The organism is Streptococcus sp. UMB0029 (assembly GCF_002871495.1).
Classification (GTDB): Bacteria; Bacillota; Bacilli; order Lactobacillales; family Streptococcaceae; genus Streptococcus.
This window is the reverse complement of the sequence record NZ_PNGD01000002.1, coordinates 24,505-40,679: the sequence shown is the minus strand read 5'-3', so window position 1 is coordinate 40,679 and position 16,175 is coordinate 24,505. Positions and strand designations below refer to the sequence as shown.

Below are 16,175 nucleotides of genomic sequence, written 5' to 3'. Positions count from 1 at the left end.
ATTATTACTGTATATTTAGTATATCAGAAATAGTTTGCATTCACAAATCTTTCTAGTTATTCCCTTATCATTCCAAGTTAAGGGGGACAACATACAATAATTTTTATTTATAGTAGATTGAAATAAGATATGAACAAAGAGATTAGGAAAGTCAAATTAATTTCTAGAAACGTTTTAGAATCCTTGGTGTACTATTCTAGGTTCAATCAACTGTATATCAATGTTCTTTGCTTTTCTTAACAAACGCAATGCAAAAAGAGCCTGTTGCCAAGCTCTTTGTACTCAATGAAAATCAAAGAACAAACTAGGAAGCTAGCCGCAGGTTGCTCAAAACACCGTTTTGAGGTAGTAGATAAGACTGACGAAGTCAGTTACATATATCTACGGCAAGGCGACGCTGACGTGGTTTGAATTTGATTTTCGAAGAGTATTAGTCTATTATTTCTTCTCAGCACGGAGAGCTGACAAGATTTGTGTACGGATATCATCCACACCATTTGGCGTATTTGGTAAAAAGATAGTTTGATTTCCCTTAGAGGCAAAGGTATTCAAGGTATCCAAATACTGGTTGGTCAAGAGGATGGACATGATTTGTTCTTCTGTCATGCCAACATTGGCTTCCTTGAGTTCGGTGATAGACTCTGCCAATCCATCCACAATCGCCTTACGTTGTTGGGCAATCCCCACACCATGAAGGCGGTCTTTTTCTGCTTCGGCTTCAGCTGCAGTAACAATTTTAATCTTGTCAGCTTCCGCCAATTCTTGCGCTGCGACCCGCTTGCGTTGCGCCGCATTGATTTCATTCATGGATTGCTTAACTTCTGCATCTGGTTCGACCTTGGTAATCAAGGTTTTCACAATAATGTAGCCGTAAGTTGTCATTTCTTCCGCCACTTGGTGTTGAACCTCAAGGGCAATCTCATCTTTTTTCTCAAACAATTCATCCAAGGTTAATTTTGGAACAGAAGAGCGAAGGGCGTCTTCGATATAAGATTTAATCTGAGACTCTGGACGCATGAGTTTATAGTAGGCATCTGTCACGCTCTGCTCGTTGACACGATACTGAGTCGCCACATTCATCATAACGAACACATTATCCTTGGTCTTAGTCTCAACCACAATATCGCTTTGCAGCAAGCGCAACTGGATTCGTGCTGCAATCGAGTCAATCCCAAAAGGCAAGCGAATATGAATACCGCTATTGGCAACCTTTTGGTATTTCCCAAAGCGTTCAATAATCGCCACCGACTGCTGACGAACCACATAAACTGTACTCAGTGTGACTATCACCAATAGGAGCACACAAACCACCACAAAAATCATCAAAAATGTTGTTATCATCGCGACGACCTCCATCATTATTTTTTCCTGTATTATAGCACATTTAAAGAAGGTTGTGCAGTTTTTACTGAGATTTTTCCTGAAATGTCAATAATTAGAGGTAAAACTACATTTCAAGTTAATAATCTCTTTTTTCATTACATTATCTTCATCCATATTCAGGGAATAGCTTGCCTTAACTTTTCCCTCGTGATATACTATTTATTGAAATGAATGAATAGGAGATATTTCATGAAAACAGCAAAAACTACTGTTACAATCCTTTCTGCACTTGCTTCTGTCGTCTTATTGGCTAGTTGTGCAACAAAGTCTACAGAAACACAGACAAGCAATAATAGCTCATCTGATAATCAGATTACATTGACATATGACCAACTACGGTCAAGAGAAAACACTATGTCAACCCTTTGGTATCAAAAATCAGCTGAAACTAAAGCTTTATACATACAGGGTTATAACGTTGCAACAAATCACCTAAAGGAATTGCTCAAAACAGAATCAGATAAACCTTACTCTATCGTTTTAGACTTGGATGAAACTGTCCTAGATAATAGCCCTTATCAAGTACAAAATGTCAAAGATGGTACAGCATTCACACCCGAAAATTGGGATGTTTGGGTTCAAAAAGCTTCAGCAAAAGCTGTCCCAGGTGCCAAGGATTTTCTTCAGTTTGCTGATCAAAACGGTATCCAAATCTACTATATTTCTGACCGCTCAGCTAATCAAGTAGATGCTACCATTAAAAATCTTGAAAGTGAAGGAATTCCTGTTCAAGGACGTGATCATCTCATGTTCTTAGAAAGTGGTGTAAAATCCAAAGAAGGTCGTCGCCAAAAAGTTCAAGAAAAAACAAATCTTATCTTATTGTTTGGTGATAACCTCGTAGACTTTGCAGATTTTTCTAAGACTTCTGAATCTGACCGTGATAAACAACTTGAAGAATTGCAAAAAGAATTCGGTGAAAAATTCATCATCTTCCCAAATCCAATGTACGGATCATGGGAATCAGCTGTATACGCTGGTAACAAACTAGATGCTAAAGGTCAAGTAGAAGAACGCCAAAAAGCCTTGCAAGGTTTTGATAAATAAAATAAATAAGCTAATTCTATATAAAATTAGGCTAACTTACAATCTTAAAAAAGTGGATAGGAAGGAATTCTGATAATCAGAAAACTTTCCTATCCACTTTTATGATTGATATATAGTGGGTTGAATCTAGAATAGTCTATATCATTTTCTAAAACATTGTTAAAAATTGGTTCGATTTTCCCAATCAATTTATTCAGTTTTTATTTCATTTAACTATAACATCTTATTCACTAACATTTCTTGGAAGATAGGTGCAAACTTAACTTGAAGAGAAAACAAAGTCAATATATCCATGATAAAATGCATAGTATCAAAGTTTTTGCACACCTGATATTATGCGTTTTTCTGATTTTAAAGACTTTTTGCCTATCCCTGATATTTCAAGAATTAAATGATGTTGATGATTTAAATTTAGTGTGATATACTATTTTTTGTCATCGGTTACCGATTACGTTCCTTACGGTTCGTGAGAGGAGGTGAAACTAATGAACCTTGCCCCAGAGCTCGTTCTTACTATTGTAGCGGACGTCATAGCAGGAATTATCTTGTATTTCGTCTGCAAATGGCTAGATGGTAAGAAGTAGACCGAATGACTAGCCTACCAACACCCGTTAAATCGTTAAGATACGTCAAAAAATCCCTTAACTACTGCAATAGTTAAGGGATTTGGTGTTCTAATGAACCTTACCCATTAAATTTATTCTAACACACAAGCGCTAAGATTTCAAGAGTTTTATTTATTGTTTAAAGTTCTGAAAGGTCTATAATGAGAAGTTATACTCAATGAAAATCAAAGAGCAAACTAGGAAACTAGCCGCAGGCTGTACTTGAGTACGGCAAGGCGACGTTGATGTGGTTTGAAGAGATTTTCGAAGAGTATTAGACATCTAGTACCCAAAAACCGACTAGCTCTTATGAACTAGTCGATTTCTCATCAATGCGCTAACATTTCTTGGGCGATTTCTTGGCCAGATAGGTTATCTGGGTAATAAGTTGGCCATTTATCCATTTCTTCAAAGAGGGCTTCCTGGCTTGTGCCTCCAAAGAAGATATGAAAATGTTCTGCCTTAACTGGGGCGATATTGTGGTCACTAAACTGAACATACTTGAATTGTCCAGCGTCAGCATCTGTGGCTTCAAAGAGGAAGCGCACGCCACGATTGCCTTTCTTGTAAGTTAAGATTTTCTTACCAACATACTTGTAGGTGAATTTCTTACTTTGTCCACCTTGAACAAATTCCATAGTGTTATCAGTAATGTTGATCTTGCTCACATCTGTCTGATAGCCTTTTGTATAGTAGGCCTTGTACTCAGCCTGGGTCATCTTACCAGCCAACTTAGCCTTGTAGTCAAAGACCTGATCAAACGTTCCATCTTCAAGGAAAGGATAAACTGATTGCCAGTTACCTACATAGTCACTCAAGGTGCGATCCTTGACGTCTGCATCCTCAAAGTAACCATTTTGGACTGTCTTGGTATCCTCTGCCTTTTCAGGCTCGATTGCTGGGCCTTCTTGGTCTGTTGTTTGTTTTAGAGCCTTGAGATTTTTCTCCATCACGGAAATGTAGTTTTCTCCAGCCTTGGTATCCTCTTCTGTCAGACTTTCTAAAGGATTAAGGACATCTGTTTTGACACCTGCTTCTTTTGAAAGTGTGTTAGCAAGGGCTTGAGAAGCATTTTCTTCAAAGTAGATATAGGCAATTTTATTTTTCTTGACATACTCTGTCAATTCTGCCAGACGAGCAGCTGATGGTTCTGCATCTGGAGAGAGGCCTGAGATAGCGACTTGTTTGAGCCCATAGTCCAAGGCAAGGTAGTTAAAGGCTGCGTGCTGAGTCACAAAGCTCTTTTGTTTAGCTTGAGACAAGCCTTCTGCATAAGCCTTATCCAAGGCTTGCAATTTTTCGATATAGGCAGCAGCATTCTTCTCAAAGGTCTCTTTTTTATCAGGATAATCTGCTGACAAGCTATCACGGATATGCTCTACAAGTTTAATGGCACGAACTGGTGATAACCAAACATGGGGGTCAAACTCATGGTGATGGCCTTCTTCGCCATGGTCATGGTCGCCCTCTTCTTCCTCACCACCTGGCAAGAGCAACATATCACCTGTCGCCTTGATGGTTTTGACCTTTTTCTTATCCAAGGTATCTAGCAATTTAGGGACCCATGTTTCCATGTTTTCATTTTCATAAACGAAGGTATCTGCGTCTTGGATTTTAGCAACTGCCTTGGCAGAAGGTTCGTATTCATGGGGTTCTGTACCAGCACCGATGAGAAGTTCTACATTAGCAGTATCTCCTGCGACCTGCTTGGTAAATTCATAGACAGGGTAAAAGGTTGTCACGATATTGAGTTTGCCATCTGCCTGCTTTTGATTGGAACAAGCCACTAAAAATAAGGCACATAGACTGGCGAGCAATAAGCTAATTTTTTTCACATTAGTCTCCTATTTGATAAAACGTCTTACTAAACTAATGAGTAAAAAGACAGTTACAAAAATAATGGTAATACTTGCACTGGCAGGTGTTTCTGCATAGTAGGAAATGTAAAGTCCTGCTACCATTCCCAAAAATCCAATCGCACTGGCTAGCAGCATAACTGATTTAAAGTTTTTCCCCAGACGCAAGGCAATACTAGCTGGCAAGACCATAATGGTCGACACCAAAAGAGCTCCTGCTGCTGGAATCATAAGAGCAATAGCCACCCCTGTCACCATGTTAAAAAGAATAGACATAGTACGAACTGGCAAGCCATCCACAAAGGCCGTATCCTCATCAAAGGTCAAGATATACATTGGACGAAGGAAGAGGAAAGTCAAAATCAAAACAACCGCCGCAATGACAAAGAGGGAAATGACCTGTTCTTCGCTGATAGTCACGATTGAACCAAAAAGGTACTGATCCAAACTCATAGAACTAGAGCTTTTACCCTTGCTCATGACAATCAGAGAAACAGCCAGACCCGTTGACATGAGGATAGCTGTCCCTATTTCCATAAAGCTCTTGTAAACCGTACGGAGATATTCCAGAAAGACCGCCGCAATCAAGACAATAGCAATAGTTGAAATAGTCGGAGAAATCCCTAGTACCAGACCAAAGGCTACACCTGAAAGCGAGACGTGGCTAAGAGTATCACTCATCAAACTCTGACGGCGCAAGATAAGGAAGGTTCCAAGAACTGGCGAGAAAAGACTCATGGCAATAACCGCCAGAAAGGCACGCTGCATAAAGTCATAAGATAACAAACTAAGCATGGCCCACCTCCTGATCATTCTCATGAACGTTGAAACAACGCCATGGCGAGTCTTGGTTACGAACTAGATGAATATTGCGGTCTGCATAGTCCTTAACTTCTTCAGGGTCATGAGTAATCATCAAAACAGCCTTGCCATGATGATGGGCGCTGTGGTGCATGAGTTCGTAAAATTCGTTTTTACTTCCTGCATCCATCCCCGTTGTCGGCTCATCTAGGATAAACACATCTGGATCAGAAGCAAACATACGCGCGATTACCGCTCGCTGTTTTTGGCCCCCAGAAAGAGAACCCAAGCGTTTGTCTCTGTGTTCCCACATGCCAACTGAGTCCAGACTAGCCTTGATATGCTCCTCATCATGAGCATTCAAGCGACGGAACCAGCCTTTTCTCGGATAGCGACCCGACTTGACAAATTCATAAACCGTACTTGGAAAACCTGCATTAAAACTGGCAATCTGTTGAGGAAGATAGGCTATTCTCAATTTCTTACCCTGCGTATTTGTCTTTGAAATGGTCACCTTTCCAATGCGTGGCTGAAGGATTCCAAGACTGGCCTTGATGAGTGTCGTCTTAGCTGCCCCATTCTCCCCCGTCAAGGTAACAAATTCCCCACTATCAACACTATAATTGATATGTTCAAGAACAGGCTCCTTATCATAATAGAAGGATAAGTCCTCTACCGTAATATATCTCATTATTTGATTTCTCCTACTAAAGCAGTCAAAAACCGCTGAATCACTTTTTGTTCATTTGGAGTAAACTGAGTAGCCACTTGTTCATAGGTTAAAAGTGTATGCTCATGGTGATGATGATGCTCCTCAGCAATTGGACGAGCCAAATCAGTCAACTGATAAAAAATTACACGCGCATCCTTAGGATCTTTAGATGTTTCCAACATCCCTTCCTTGACCAAAGACTTAATAGCCTTGGTAACTGCCGCCTGACTGACATTGAGACGACGGGCCAACTCTGAATTTGTTAAAGATTCCTCTGACAAGAGCATGAGGATATGCTCCTGGGTATTGGTCAGAGCCACCTCGCTAGTGCAATGACCTATTAGGATTTCATGCTGATTTTCTGCCTGCAAAATCACCTCATTCAAAAAAGCATCGATATCCTTCGCTAGCTGTCTCATATTTGACTCCTTTCCTTTTGGACTTCTCTTTTTTAAGAGAAAAATACTATTCTTTGAAATTTTATTTACCAGTTAATTATATCACAAGCAAAAAAAGAGTCAAGAAAAAACGTGAAAACCAGTTTCATTCTTGAACTCTTCTGTAATTCTCCTATTGAAATTCCTTGACATCTCCATCATAAAGCGACCATTCTTTACTGAAAAAGCGCTCATTCAAATGGTAAGTTGGGGCTGGTGTGGGATTGGATAGGAAAGGATCAACTGCCTTGTCAAAAGCCAACCAACCCAACCAACCAATATGAATTGTATCTTTTACAAAATAAGGTTCAGCCCCATTTTTTGAAAAATCTGCTATATTGGTAAAACCTTGACTTTCTAACTGATAACGAATCTTTTCAACTGCATGTTGATACATATCTTGATTTAACCCTGTATAATCTATCCATTTTTTATTAACAGGTTGAATCACAAACAATACATTTACTTTTGAATTCGCAAATTGATTTAAAACTAATTGCAAGTCATTATATTCAGATGATTTTAGAAAATTATAATTTTTCTGATAATCCTTCCACTTTTTTAAATCTTTCTTTACTTGCGTATCATAGAAATGATTTTCCATCCCCATATCATTATTCGTGGTATTTGCTTCAGCATCTTTTATAGCAATTTCTCTCAATTCATCGTAGGAAAATTTATCTGGTAAGTCTTTTAAATACTTCTCCACACGATCTCTATATTTTTCTCCATCATTCACTGACAATTGTCCAAATAGAAATGATTGTTTTTGGTTGAATCGTGCCAATGTATCTATAAGTGTCTGATCTATTTCTGAAAGTTGCTCACCCTCGGTTATTTTTTTGACTATATCTCCCAACACTACATCAGGATACTTTGTCATTAAACGCTTGGCAGCGTAACGACTTGACACATCTCCAGACTGATTTTCCAAAAAAGCGCCCAATTGATCCGTGTTAAAATACCTACGAAAAACTGCAGGTTCATACTCTGTTTCTGTGAACCACTGAGGAGAAATAACAAAAACAGCTTGTTTATTTTCTATCTCTGGCAATATTTGCTGCATACCAAAATACTGATTCAAAGAAGCTGCTCCTGCTTGACCTAAAAAATAGGGTCTATAGGAACGATTGTACTTCTCTGCTAAAACAGCTGGATGCATACTATCAAATCGAATCCACTCACTAGAACCAAAAAAGGGAATAAATCGTAGACTTGGATCCGAAAGAGCTCTCACTTTCTGAAATCTTTCTCTGAAACTTTGTGTACTAATCGCTGCTGCATATCGTTTTTCTTGTGATAAATTATAACTTTTACTAGTAGGATAAAAGAAAATGAGCAAAAAAACCAACAAACCAGCTATCATGACTGGTCCGAAGATCATCCATAAGCGTTTAAGCATTTTGTAACTCCACAATACCAGCTATGATTTTATTAGCTGTATTCCAGTCGTCTCGACCAAACTCTGTCACAGGGACACGAATGTCAAAACGGTTTTCAATCTCCACAATCAACTCAACCGTTCCCATACTATCCAAGACACCTGCATCAAAAAGATCTTCATCCATCATGTCAGAAACATCTTCCATAAACAACTCATCAATAATTTCGATAACTTCTGATTTGATATCCATATTTTATTTCCTTTTATTTTTTAAACCATAAATCATTCAAAAATCCAGAAAAGATTAAGAATGACAGCATGACGACATGGAAAGTGACAACCATGCCAAGCAACTGAATCCAGCGATTCTCAGGTAGAGCAGGCTTCCCTGCTTTTTTCCGTTCCTTATTGAGCGTTTTTTTCTTACGAATCCAAGCGTCATTGATAACCAAGCCTAATCCATGAAAGAGTCCATAGGCGATATAGTACCAGGTCACACCGTGCCAAAATCCCATAATCAGCATATTTACAATGTAGGCCACACTTGAGGTTACATTGCGATTCTTAAAGACCTTCTTTCTGGTTAACACCATCACCATCCGCATAAAGACAAAGTCACGGAACCAGAAAGAAAGACTCATATGCCAACGGTTCCAAAATTCCTTCAAATCCCTTGATAAAAAGGGTTTGTTGAAGTTAATTGGACTATGAATGCCCATTAAGTTTGAAATGGCTAAGGCAAACATAGAATAACCTGCAAAGTCAAAGAAGAGCTCCAGACCAAAGGTATACATAACTGCCAAGGCATAGAGGTTAAAGAAGCCACCTGACTCCAGGGCTAGATTCTTCAGAGGAGGGAGTAAGGTCTCTCCTAAAACATGAGCTAGGATAAACTTATACAAAAATCCCCACATGATATAGCGAACAGATTCATCCAGCATATCCATCAACTCATCTCGCTCAGGAATGGTCTGATAATTTTCGTTGAAACGTTTAAAGCGATCAATTGGACCACTTGAAAAAGTCGGCATAAATAGAAGAAAGCGGAGGAATTCCCAGAAGGTAAAATCCTTAATCACTCCATCTCTCAGCTCGATGATAATCCCAACCGAACGAAAAGTAAGGTAAGAAATTCCCAAAAATCCAAGCAAAGACTGCGTTCCATTGATAGCTGGCTGCACCTTGACAAAGATAATCGGAAGGAGGGACAGAAAACTAACTAGGTAGAAAACCCACTTTCCATCCTTACTTTTTCGATAATGCTTGTAGAAAAGCAGGAGCAATATTTCCCAACAAAGGTAAATACCCAAGGCAGCCAATTGGTTAGTCTTCCCACCTACCAACATGGTGACGATAAAGAAGAGACTAACCAACACTTCATACCAGGCAAAGCGTTTCTTGAAAAAGAGGCCTATAAAGATGGGCAAGGTTGCAGCAATCACATAGACAAAATACTGAGGATTGCCGTATGGCTCTAAATGAGGAATCTGTTGAAAGAACTCCATCATCTCTTATTCACCTCGTTAATCAATCCTTTGATGTCAATCTTTCCATTTGGAGTCAGTGGCAAACTGTCTCGGTAAAGGAATTTAGACGGCATCATGTAGGACATCATGATGTCTGTCAAATCTTCCTTGATGGCCTTGGTAATATCGATATCTCGCTCAAACTGCTCACGAACACCATCTTTTAAGATGACATAGGCTAGTAGATTTTGTACCTTGTAGTCCTTATTGTAACGTGGAACTGCAACAGCTGACTCGATAAAGCGAGACTTGTTGAGGTTTTGAGAGACATCTTCTAACTCAATGCGGTAACCATTGAACTTAATCTGGAAGTCCATACGTCCGCCGTAGAGAAGCAAGCCTTCATCTGTCATAGATCCCACATCGCCTGTGTGATAGGCTGGCAGTCCTTCAAATTCAAAGAAGGCTTCTGCTGTTTTTTCAGGATTGTTCATATAACCTTTTGAAACGGCTGGTCCAGAAACAATGATTTCTCCCTGTTCGCCATTTGGCAATTTATTGCCTTCCTCGTCAATGATAAAGGTTGGAGAATCAGCCTTGGTATAGCCGATTGGTAGGCGTTTGAGAGTCGCTAGCATCTCGTCTGTCACAGCAACTGCTGATAGGGCTACTGTCGCTTCTGTTGGCCCGTAGGCATTGATAATACGGGCACTTGGGAAACGTTCGCGTAGTTTTTGAGCTGTTTTGACCGTCAATTCTTCACCGTCAAAGTAGAAATGCGTTATTCCAGGCATTTTCTCACTGTTGAAATCCTCAGACAACATGGCCATATCTGCAAAAGATGGTGTTGATGTCCAGATAGCGATTGGCAATGAAAAGATGGTCGCAAAAAGTTGTTTAAAGTCCTGTGTAATGGCAGATGGAAGAGCGAAAAGTGTACCACCAAGTGCCAAGGTCGGTGCCCAATACATGACAGACAAGTCAAAAGAATAAGGTGGCTGAGCCAGCATTTGCGGACGACTCGGTGTCGCAAATTCCTTATCCGTAATCATCCAGTTGGTAAAGCTGAGGAGATTATCATGTGAAATCTGCACTCCCTTTGGCTTACCAGTCGTACCAGAAGTAAAGATGATGTAGTAATTATCATCACCCTTGACTGGATGCGTGATTTCATAGTTATTCCCTTGGGCAAAGGCTTCTTGAATCTGAGCTAGATTCATTATCGGTGTAGAAATCTGCTCCAATGGAAAGTCTGAGATGGAAATAATCAAGCTTGGCTCTGCTACTTCTAAAATAGCCGAAACTCGCTCCAAGGCTGAATGACTGTCAATGGGAATATAGGCATGACCTGACTTAGTCAGCGCTACAAAAGTTGCCAACATTTCATACTCTTGGCCTCCAAAAACAACCACAGGAGACTTCTCTGGTAAATCCATTTGATCGATGGCTGCAGCCAAACTATCCGAATCAGCCTTTAAATCTCCATAAGTGTGTTCCTGACCCAAAACATTATAGACAGGATAGCTAGGCTGGGTCTGAGCAAAATGCTCAATGGTTTTAATCATATCTGCTATTGGTTTATTTGACACAATAGGGATTCTCCTTCAAGTTAAAATTCATTATAGATAAAGCTTCCTTGACCCTGTCCAAGATAGCTAAAGAAGTAAAGCAGCCCTAGAAAGATAAGAAAATACAAGGCTGTCCGACCAAGAAAAAGGTACAATTTTTTTCTCTGTTTCATCAAGAAAAACCATTCATTTCTGTAATTTTTCGCTAAAATAAGAGTGGTTCTTACTAGCTTATTTTTCTACCATTGTACCATTTTATAGGGTAATTTTTCAATTGTTTACCGTACATTTTCACTGCATTTAAGCTAATTTTAAAGATTATGCAGTTTTTCTATGAATATTTTAAGTAGAGAAGTCTAGGTAAAAACTCCATTTCAGTGGAAAATGAAGTAAATATCCCCATAAAAAAACGCACAATATCAAGTTTCAACACCTGATACTATGCGCTTTTCTGATTTTTAAAGACTTTTTAACCAGTCTCTCATTTAAAATAATCTCGTCTGATATAAATTAAAATAGCTTCTATCATCAGACAAATTGCTGATAGCCAAAAACTGATGCTAATACCAAAATTCTCAGTAATATAGCTCATTAGCAAAACAAATACTGAAAATGCTAGTGTCGAAATCACTTCAAGAACGGAATAGACATTAACCAAGTTATTTTCCTCTACTGTTTCCTGAAGAAATACAGTTTCAGGAACTTCTTTTAGTTGCGATAACATACCAACTAAAGCTGAAAATAATAAAAACATCTGTGCGTTTGGAAAATATAGAATAGTCAGTGTCACTATTACCATGCCTACAAGAGAAAAAAGAATACTTTCCCATTTAGCAGCAAGAAACTTTTCAGATAGCCTAAAAGCAATTAAGCCACTAATTATAATCCCGATAGAGTATGCTGTATTAGAATATCCCCAGTAACTTTCCGTTTCATTTAATAGCTCAGTTACAAAGACAAGTATGATAGAAGAAACCCAAATCGTATTTGAGAAAATTTCCAATAAATTTGCTGATACAAAAAGTCTTAATCTAGGATCTCTAGCAACTAACTTCCAACCTTTGAGTACAATTTCAAGATTAGTTTCTGAATCTAACACCTCCACTTCAGCCTTAGGAAGCAATAACATCAGAAAGCTAGAAATGATATACAAGATTAAAATGATAAACGTGGTAGGTAAGAGACCAATTGTTGCAAACAAGAGTCCACCTAACCCCCACCCTACCAATTGAACAGCTTCACCACTCATTGATAAGGCTGAGTTAGCCTTGCCCAAATCGGTCGCATAGCGCGGCACAATAGCATAGGAAACGGGTGCTGCAAAACCATCTAATATGGAAATCGCAACAACAAATAGATAGATCCCCAAAGGCGCTACTGATTGCATTACGGTAAACATTCCTACCAGTATCGTTAATAATATAGTCTTTCCAAATTGGGATAAAGATAAAACCCTATTTAGCGCTAGTCTTTTAGTAACTAAAGGAACTAAGAGACTAGCAACAAAAGAGGATATCCCTATTAAAATAGGAACTAGTGATGTGGCAATTACTGATTTTGAAATAATGTATATGTTAGCAATGATTGTTACTCTAAAGAAAATATCTGCTAAATTTGCAAACAATTGAGAGACTAACAACTTGATAAATGAATTAGACATATAGCGCTCCCATCTTTGTTTCCAACTTTGGAATTAAAATTTGATTAACAAATTTTTCAAATTCTTGTTTTTCCCATTTACATTGTTTATAAAAATCAATATCAGCAGATAATTTACACCCTCCCGAACATAGACCACCTATTTCACAACTTTGACAATCTTTATAATCTAAAAAAGTCTTTGTTTCGTTTTGATAAGACATCAAGTCAATGTTACGCAAATTTCCTAGAATATACTGAGGACGTCCAACTGTAACAGTACATCTAAATAGATTGAGTTCATTATCAACATAGAAAACCCTATCATAGGGAGATACGTTCCAACAGTAATTATACACTCCTTTGGTTTGAGCTTCATTAAAGGACAACTTTAACTTATCAGTTAAATTTTTACATGTTTGAATAAAACCTGCATGAAGATTTAGAGGAACTTGTTCGGTAATTTTCATCAGCTCTAAAAGGATATCTGTCTCAGATACAATATAATCATCGTATCCAGTATCAAATAACCGATCATCCACTCTTCCTATATTCCAATGAAAATTCTCTCTTAAAAAATAACCTTTCTCCTTAAAATAAGAATAGATTGGAACTAATTCATATAAATTTGTCTTATCAAAATTTGTTCCAACATCCATCACAATTCCATAGTCTAACAATAATTCCGTAATAGCTAATAATTTCTCTGTATTATTTGCTACTTTGGTTATTTTGACTATCTCTTTATATGTTTCTGGCAATGTATTAACAGTAATTGCAATAACCGATATAATACTTCTATAAATGATAAGTTTTTTAGCAAAGTATGGCAAGAAAATTCCATTAGTTGTTATGTCTATTTTTAATTTCTTATCAACACAATACTGAAAAATTCTATCAATTATTGGCTCATTCTTAGGTAACAAGGGTTCTCCTCCAAATAAGCCTATAGAAACTTCTAAATCTTGATTTTCCTCAATAAGTGCTGTAATCTTATCAAGTGTTTCATCCAACTCACCGAGAGTTATCGGTTTTCTTACTAAACCATCATATTTTTGTTGAAAACAATAGCTACACCGTAAATTACAAGAGTAAGTAATCACCAAAGAGATTTGAATCTTTTTCCTAGATTCTAACAATAATTTTTCATCATAAAGTTTATCAGGAGTAAAGTGATCTAAATCAGAAGAGGGAGTTTCAAACCATTCACTTAGAAAAGAATCAACATTCATCGTATTGTTCTTTATTTTATCACTTTCTACAACTAATACTTTATTTTTAAAAGAATTAATTAAAAGCGTAAATTTATCACTAATCTTCTGTTGATAGATTGATACCAATGAAATCGTGTGAATTGGATTACTTTCAGCTATTGGTTTTATCTCCCCATCTTCTAATTCATAAATCATATGCTATCTCCTCCATTACTTAGTATCTACGACGAGTAATACGCTGTCCAACGATGACATCGCTTGGCTTATCTTCAGCTGATGTCATAATATCATCAATAGCTTTCATTTGTAGAAGCTCTTCTTCTGTAAATTCAATAGACATAGTAGTCATCTCTTAAGAATTATTTTGTAAGCTTACAACAATAATGTTACAATAACAACAAGAAATTTGAAATTCTTTCCCATATCTGCGTATTACTTTTTACTTGCTAAAATTTTTTCTAAATGTCCTTCATAATTCTTTGCCAAATGGTTACTTCCCGCTAATTTCATTGCTCCAATACACTTCCTCATTTCAATAATTGCTTTACAATCCATCTCTTTTTTATAGCGATAAAGATGTTGGGCATACTGAAACACCAACCGTTCATAAATTTCTATCTCGGTGAAAAAGCATTGGTTTAGTCGTTTTTCAAAATACAAAGCATCAAGAAATTTTCCTCTTTCAATACATGTGATATATCCGTTCAATAGCATAGATGAAATCAGTCGTCTATTATTAGGAATTTCTTTATAAAAATCAGAACGTCTAGACATCTCTCTAGCCAAAACCATGAAGACATCGTGTTTTAGGACATCTAAAGTATTTGAAAAAATCAATAATTCATAGTATCCCCAATATTCAACACTAAAGAGATAGTCAGTGAGATAAGATAAATCATCACCAGAATAATAAGCTTCTCCCGATAAATCTTGTAAACGAATTTTTAATAAAATAATGTTAAGCTTATGAAATTTCTCTTGTTTAGAATCTGACTCCATCTGAGAATAAAGTAGTTTTTTCAACCCATCAACATCATGATTTGACACAAAATGCCTAACCTTTGATAAGAGTTCGTTCAGTTCATCACGATGAAAATCATGAACAGCATACATAAATTCATCAATAGGCATGTTAATTTCATCCAAAATAGCCATAAATTTTGAAATGGTTAAATCAGTCTCTCCCTTTTCAAAACGTGAGAGCTGTGATGTTGATATACCAGCTTTTTCGACATCTTTCAAGCGAAAACCTCTAGATTCTCGAAACTTTTTAAAAATTTCTCCAAATTTTTTCATAATATCTCTCCAACAAGCATATATGGGAACAGTTTTTGATTTTTAATATTTTAGCATAAAATAAAAGAAAACAAAAGCGAGGTATTTCACATGAAAAAACAAAAATTATTGCCTTTATTATTCCTATATTTTGGGAGGAATTATGATTATCGTTGTTGGCTAGTACTAAGAAGTTAGTTAGTAGAATACTTACATCTTCAATCGAAAAAGAGACTGGGAAAAAGTCTTAAAAATCAGAAAAACGCTCAAATCCTTTGGCGCTCTAAGCTTTTCTAATGATAGGGATTCGCAAAAAAGTCTGAAAAGCTCTCAGAATCGTTGTCTCAGCACCAAAAATACGTGAAATCTGCATAATTAAAATAAATTTCAGGGGGAGTTATACAAAAAAACGACGATTTAAATCGTCGTTTTGCTGAGATAAATATGCGATCTTTTTTTGAAAATACGTCTATTTATTTTTTATGGTTTTTTATTGTAAAGTAGACCCAACCGAATGAACATAGGTTGTAGAACGCAAATGAAAAAACTGCAAGGATAATAGCTCCTGTATCTAAATAACCTCTTTCAAGACCGTTTTTCAACAACAACAAGCCTGTAGTTTCGACAAAGATCAAAAAGAAAAATATATAAAAAATTTTCACATTAAGCATATTGTTACCGCTTTCTTTTTATTTGGTTTTATTGTATAATAAAAGTTGAAAAAAATCAAAAATAAAAAGGAGTTTCCGTTATGTCTAAGATGTTTAAATGCATGTGTTTGCTAGTTAT

General features: G+C 37.1%; 16 protein-coding genes. 2 read left to right on the top strand and 14 right to left on the bottom strand.

The window, feature by feature from the left end; genetic code table 11:
- Nucleotides 1–285: 285 nt before the first annotated feature.
- A complete protein-coding gene (locus CJ239_RS11940; RefSeq protein WP_257994389.1) occupies nucleotides 286–411 on the top strand; it encodes a hypothetical protein in 126 nt (41 codons plus the stop codon).
- Between the two features lie 27 nt (nucleotides 412–438).
- On the opposite strand, the gene CJ239_RS01215 is transcribed toward CJ239_RS11940, so the two are convergent.
- Entirely contained in the window at nucleotides 439–1,323 is an 885-nt protein-coding gene (locus CJ239_RS01215; RefSeq protein ID WP_004235732.1) for an SPFH domain-containing protein, read from the bottom strand.
- A 249-nt stretch (nucleotides 1,324–1,572) separates the two neighbouring features.
- On the opposite strand from CJ239_RS01215, the gene CJ239_RS01210 reads away from it, so the two are divergent.
- The gene (locus tag CJ239_RS01210; RefSeq protein ID WP_102210261.1) at nucleotides 1,573–2,430 is read left to right on the top strand and encodes a 5'-nucleotidase, lipoprotein e(P4) family; all 858 of its coding nucleotides are present in this window, start codon (nucleotides 1,573–1,575) and stop codon (nucleotides 2,428–2,430) included.
- 934 nt (nucleotides 2,431–3,364) lie between these two features.
- Here the strand turns inward: CJ239_RS01210 and adcA are convergent.
- The 13 genes from adcA to CJ239_RS01150 form a co-directional block, all read right to left on the bottom strand.
- Nucleotides 3,365–4,870 carry a zinc ABC transporter substrate-binding lipoprotein AdcA gene (adcA, locus tag CJ239_RS01205; protein ID WP_102210260.1) on the bottom strand — a complete coding sequence of 502 codons (1,506 nt, stop codon included), beginning with the start codon at nucleotides 4,868–4,870 and terminating at the stop codon, nucleotides 3,365–3,367.
- Between the two features lie 9 nt (nucleotides 4,871–4,879).
- Entirely contained in the window at nucleotides 4,880–5,686 is an 807-nt protein-coding gene (locus tag CJ239_RS01200; RefSeq protein ID WP_000950030.1) for a metal ABC transporter permease, read from the bottom strand.
- On the bottom strand, nucleotides 5,679–6,383 hold the full coding sequence (locus tag CJ239_RS01195; protein WP_001269496.1) for a metal ABC transporter ATP-binding protein: 705 nt from the start codon (nucleotides 6,381–6,383) through the stop codon (nucleotides 5,679–5,681). The genes CJ239_RS01200 and CJ239_RS01195 overlap by 8 nt, the downstream gene beginning before the upstream one ends.
- On the bottom strand, nucleotides 6,383–6,823 hold the full coding sequence (adcR, locus tag CJ239_RS01190; RefSeq protein ID WP_001249308.1) for a zinc-dependent transcriptional regulator AdcR: 441 nt from the start codon (nucleotides 6,821–6,823) through the stop codon (nucleotides 6,383–6,385). Before adcR ends, CJ239_RS01195 begins: the two co-directional genes overlap by 1 nt.
- 151 nt (nucleotides 6,824–6,974) lie before the next feature.
- On the bottom strand, nucleotides 6,975–8,243 hold the full coding sequence (dltD, locus tag CJ239_RS01185) for a D-alanyl-lipoteichoic acid biosynthesis protein DltD (protein ID WP_102210259.1): 1,269 nt from the start codon (nucleotides 8,241–8,243) through the stop codon (nucleotides 6,975–6,977).
- Nucleotides 8,236–8,475 (bottom strand): D-alanine--poly(phosphoribitol) ligase subunit DltC, encoded by a 240-nt coding sequence (dltC, locus tag CJ239_RS01180; protein ID WP_000351967.1) that lies wholly within the window; start codon nucleotides 8,473–8,475, stop codon nucleotides 8,236–8,238. The genes dltD and dltC overlap by 8 nt, the downstream gene beginning before the upstream one ends.
- Before the next feature lie 13 nt (nucleotides 8,476–8,488).
- The gene (gene dltB, locus CJ239_RS01175; protein WP_102210258.1) at nucleotides 8,489–9,733 is read right to left on the bottom strand and encodes a D-alanyl-lipoteichoic acid biosynthesis protein DltB; all 1,245 of its coding nucleotides are present in this window, start codon (nucleotides 9,731–9,733) and stop codon (nucleotides 8,489–8,491) included.
- Nucleotides 9,730–11,280: a D-alanine--poly(phosphoribitol) ligase subunit DltA gene (gene dltA, locus CJ239_RS01170; RefSeq protein WP_102210257.1), complete on the bottom strand. Its 1,551-nt coding sequence runs from the start codon at nucleotides 11,278–11,280 to the stop codon at nucleotides 9,730–9,732. The genes dltB and dltA overlap by 4 nt, the downstream gene beginning before the upstream one ends.
- Before the next feature lie 20 nt (nucleotides 11,281–11,300).
- Complete coding sequence (locus tag CJ239_RS01165; RefSeq protein WP_055356870.1) at nucleotides 11,301–11,432, bottom strand: teichoic acid D-Ala incorporation-associated protein DltX; 132 nt, start codon at nucleotides 11,430–11,432, stop codon at nucleotides 11,301–11,303.
- 308 nt (nucleotides 11,433–11,740) lie between these two features.
- The gene (locus tag CJ239_RS01160) at nucleotides 11,741–12,919 is read right to left on the bottom strand and encodes a ryptide export MFS transporter (RefSeq protein ID WP_102210256.1); all 1,179 of its coding nucleotides are present in this window, start codon (nucleotides 12,917–12,919) and stop codon (nucleotides 11,741–11,743) included.
- Nucleotides 12,912–14,306, bottom strand: a complete 1,395-nt coding sequence (locus CJ239_RS01155) for a radical SAM/SPASM ryptide class RiPP maturase (RefSeq protein WP_102210255.1) — start codon at nucleotides 14,304–14,306, stop codon at nucleotides 12,912–12,914. The genes CJ239_RS01160 and CJ239_RS01155 overlap by 8 nt, the downstream gene beginning before the upstream one ends.
- 19 nt (nucleotides 14,307–14,325) lie before the next feature.
- Nucleotides 14,326–14,451: a ryptide family R-Y-crosslinked RiPP peptide gene (locus CJ239_RS11935; protein ID WP_257994387.1), complete on the bottom strand. Its 126-nt coding sequence runs from the start codon at nucleotides 14,449–14,451 to the stop codon at nucleotides 14,326–14,328.
- Between the two features lie 92 nt (nucleotides 14,452–14,543).
- Nucleotides 14,544–15,407 carry a helix-turn-helix domain-containing protein gene (locus CJ239_RS01150; RefSeq protein ID WP_102210254.1) on the bottom strand — a complete coding sequence of 288 codons (864 nt, stop codon included), beginning with the start codon at nucleotides 15,405–15,407 and terminating at the stop codon, nucleotides 14,544–14,546.
- Nucleotides 15,408–16,175: the final 768 nt, after the last annotated feature.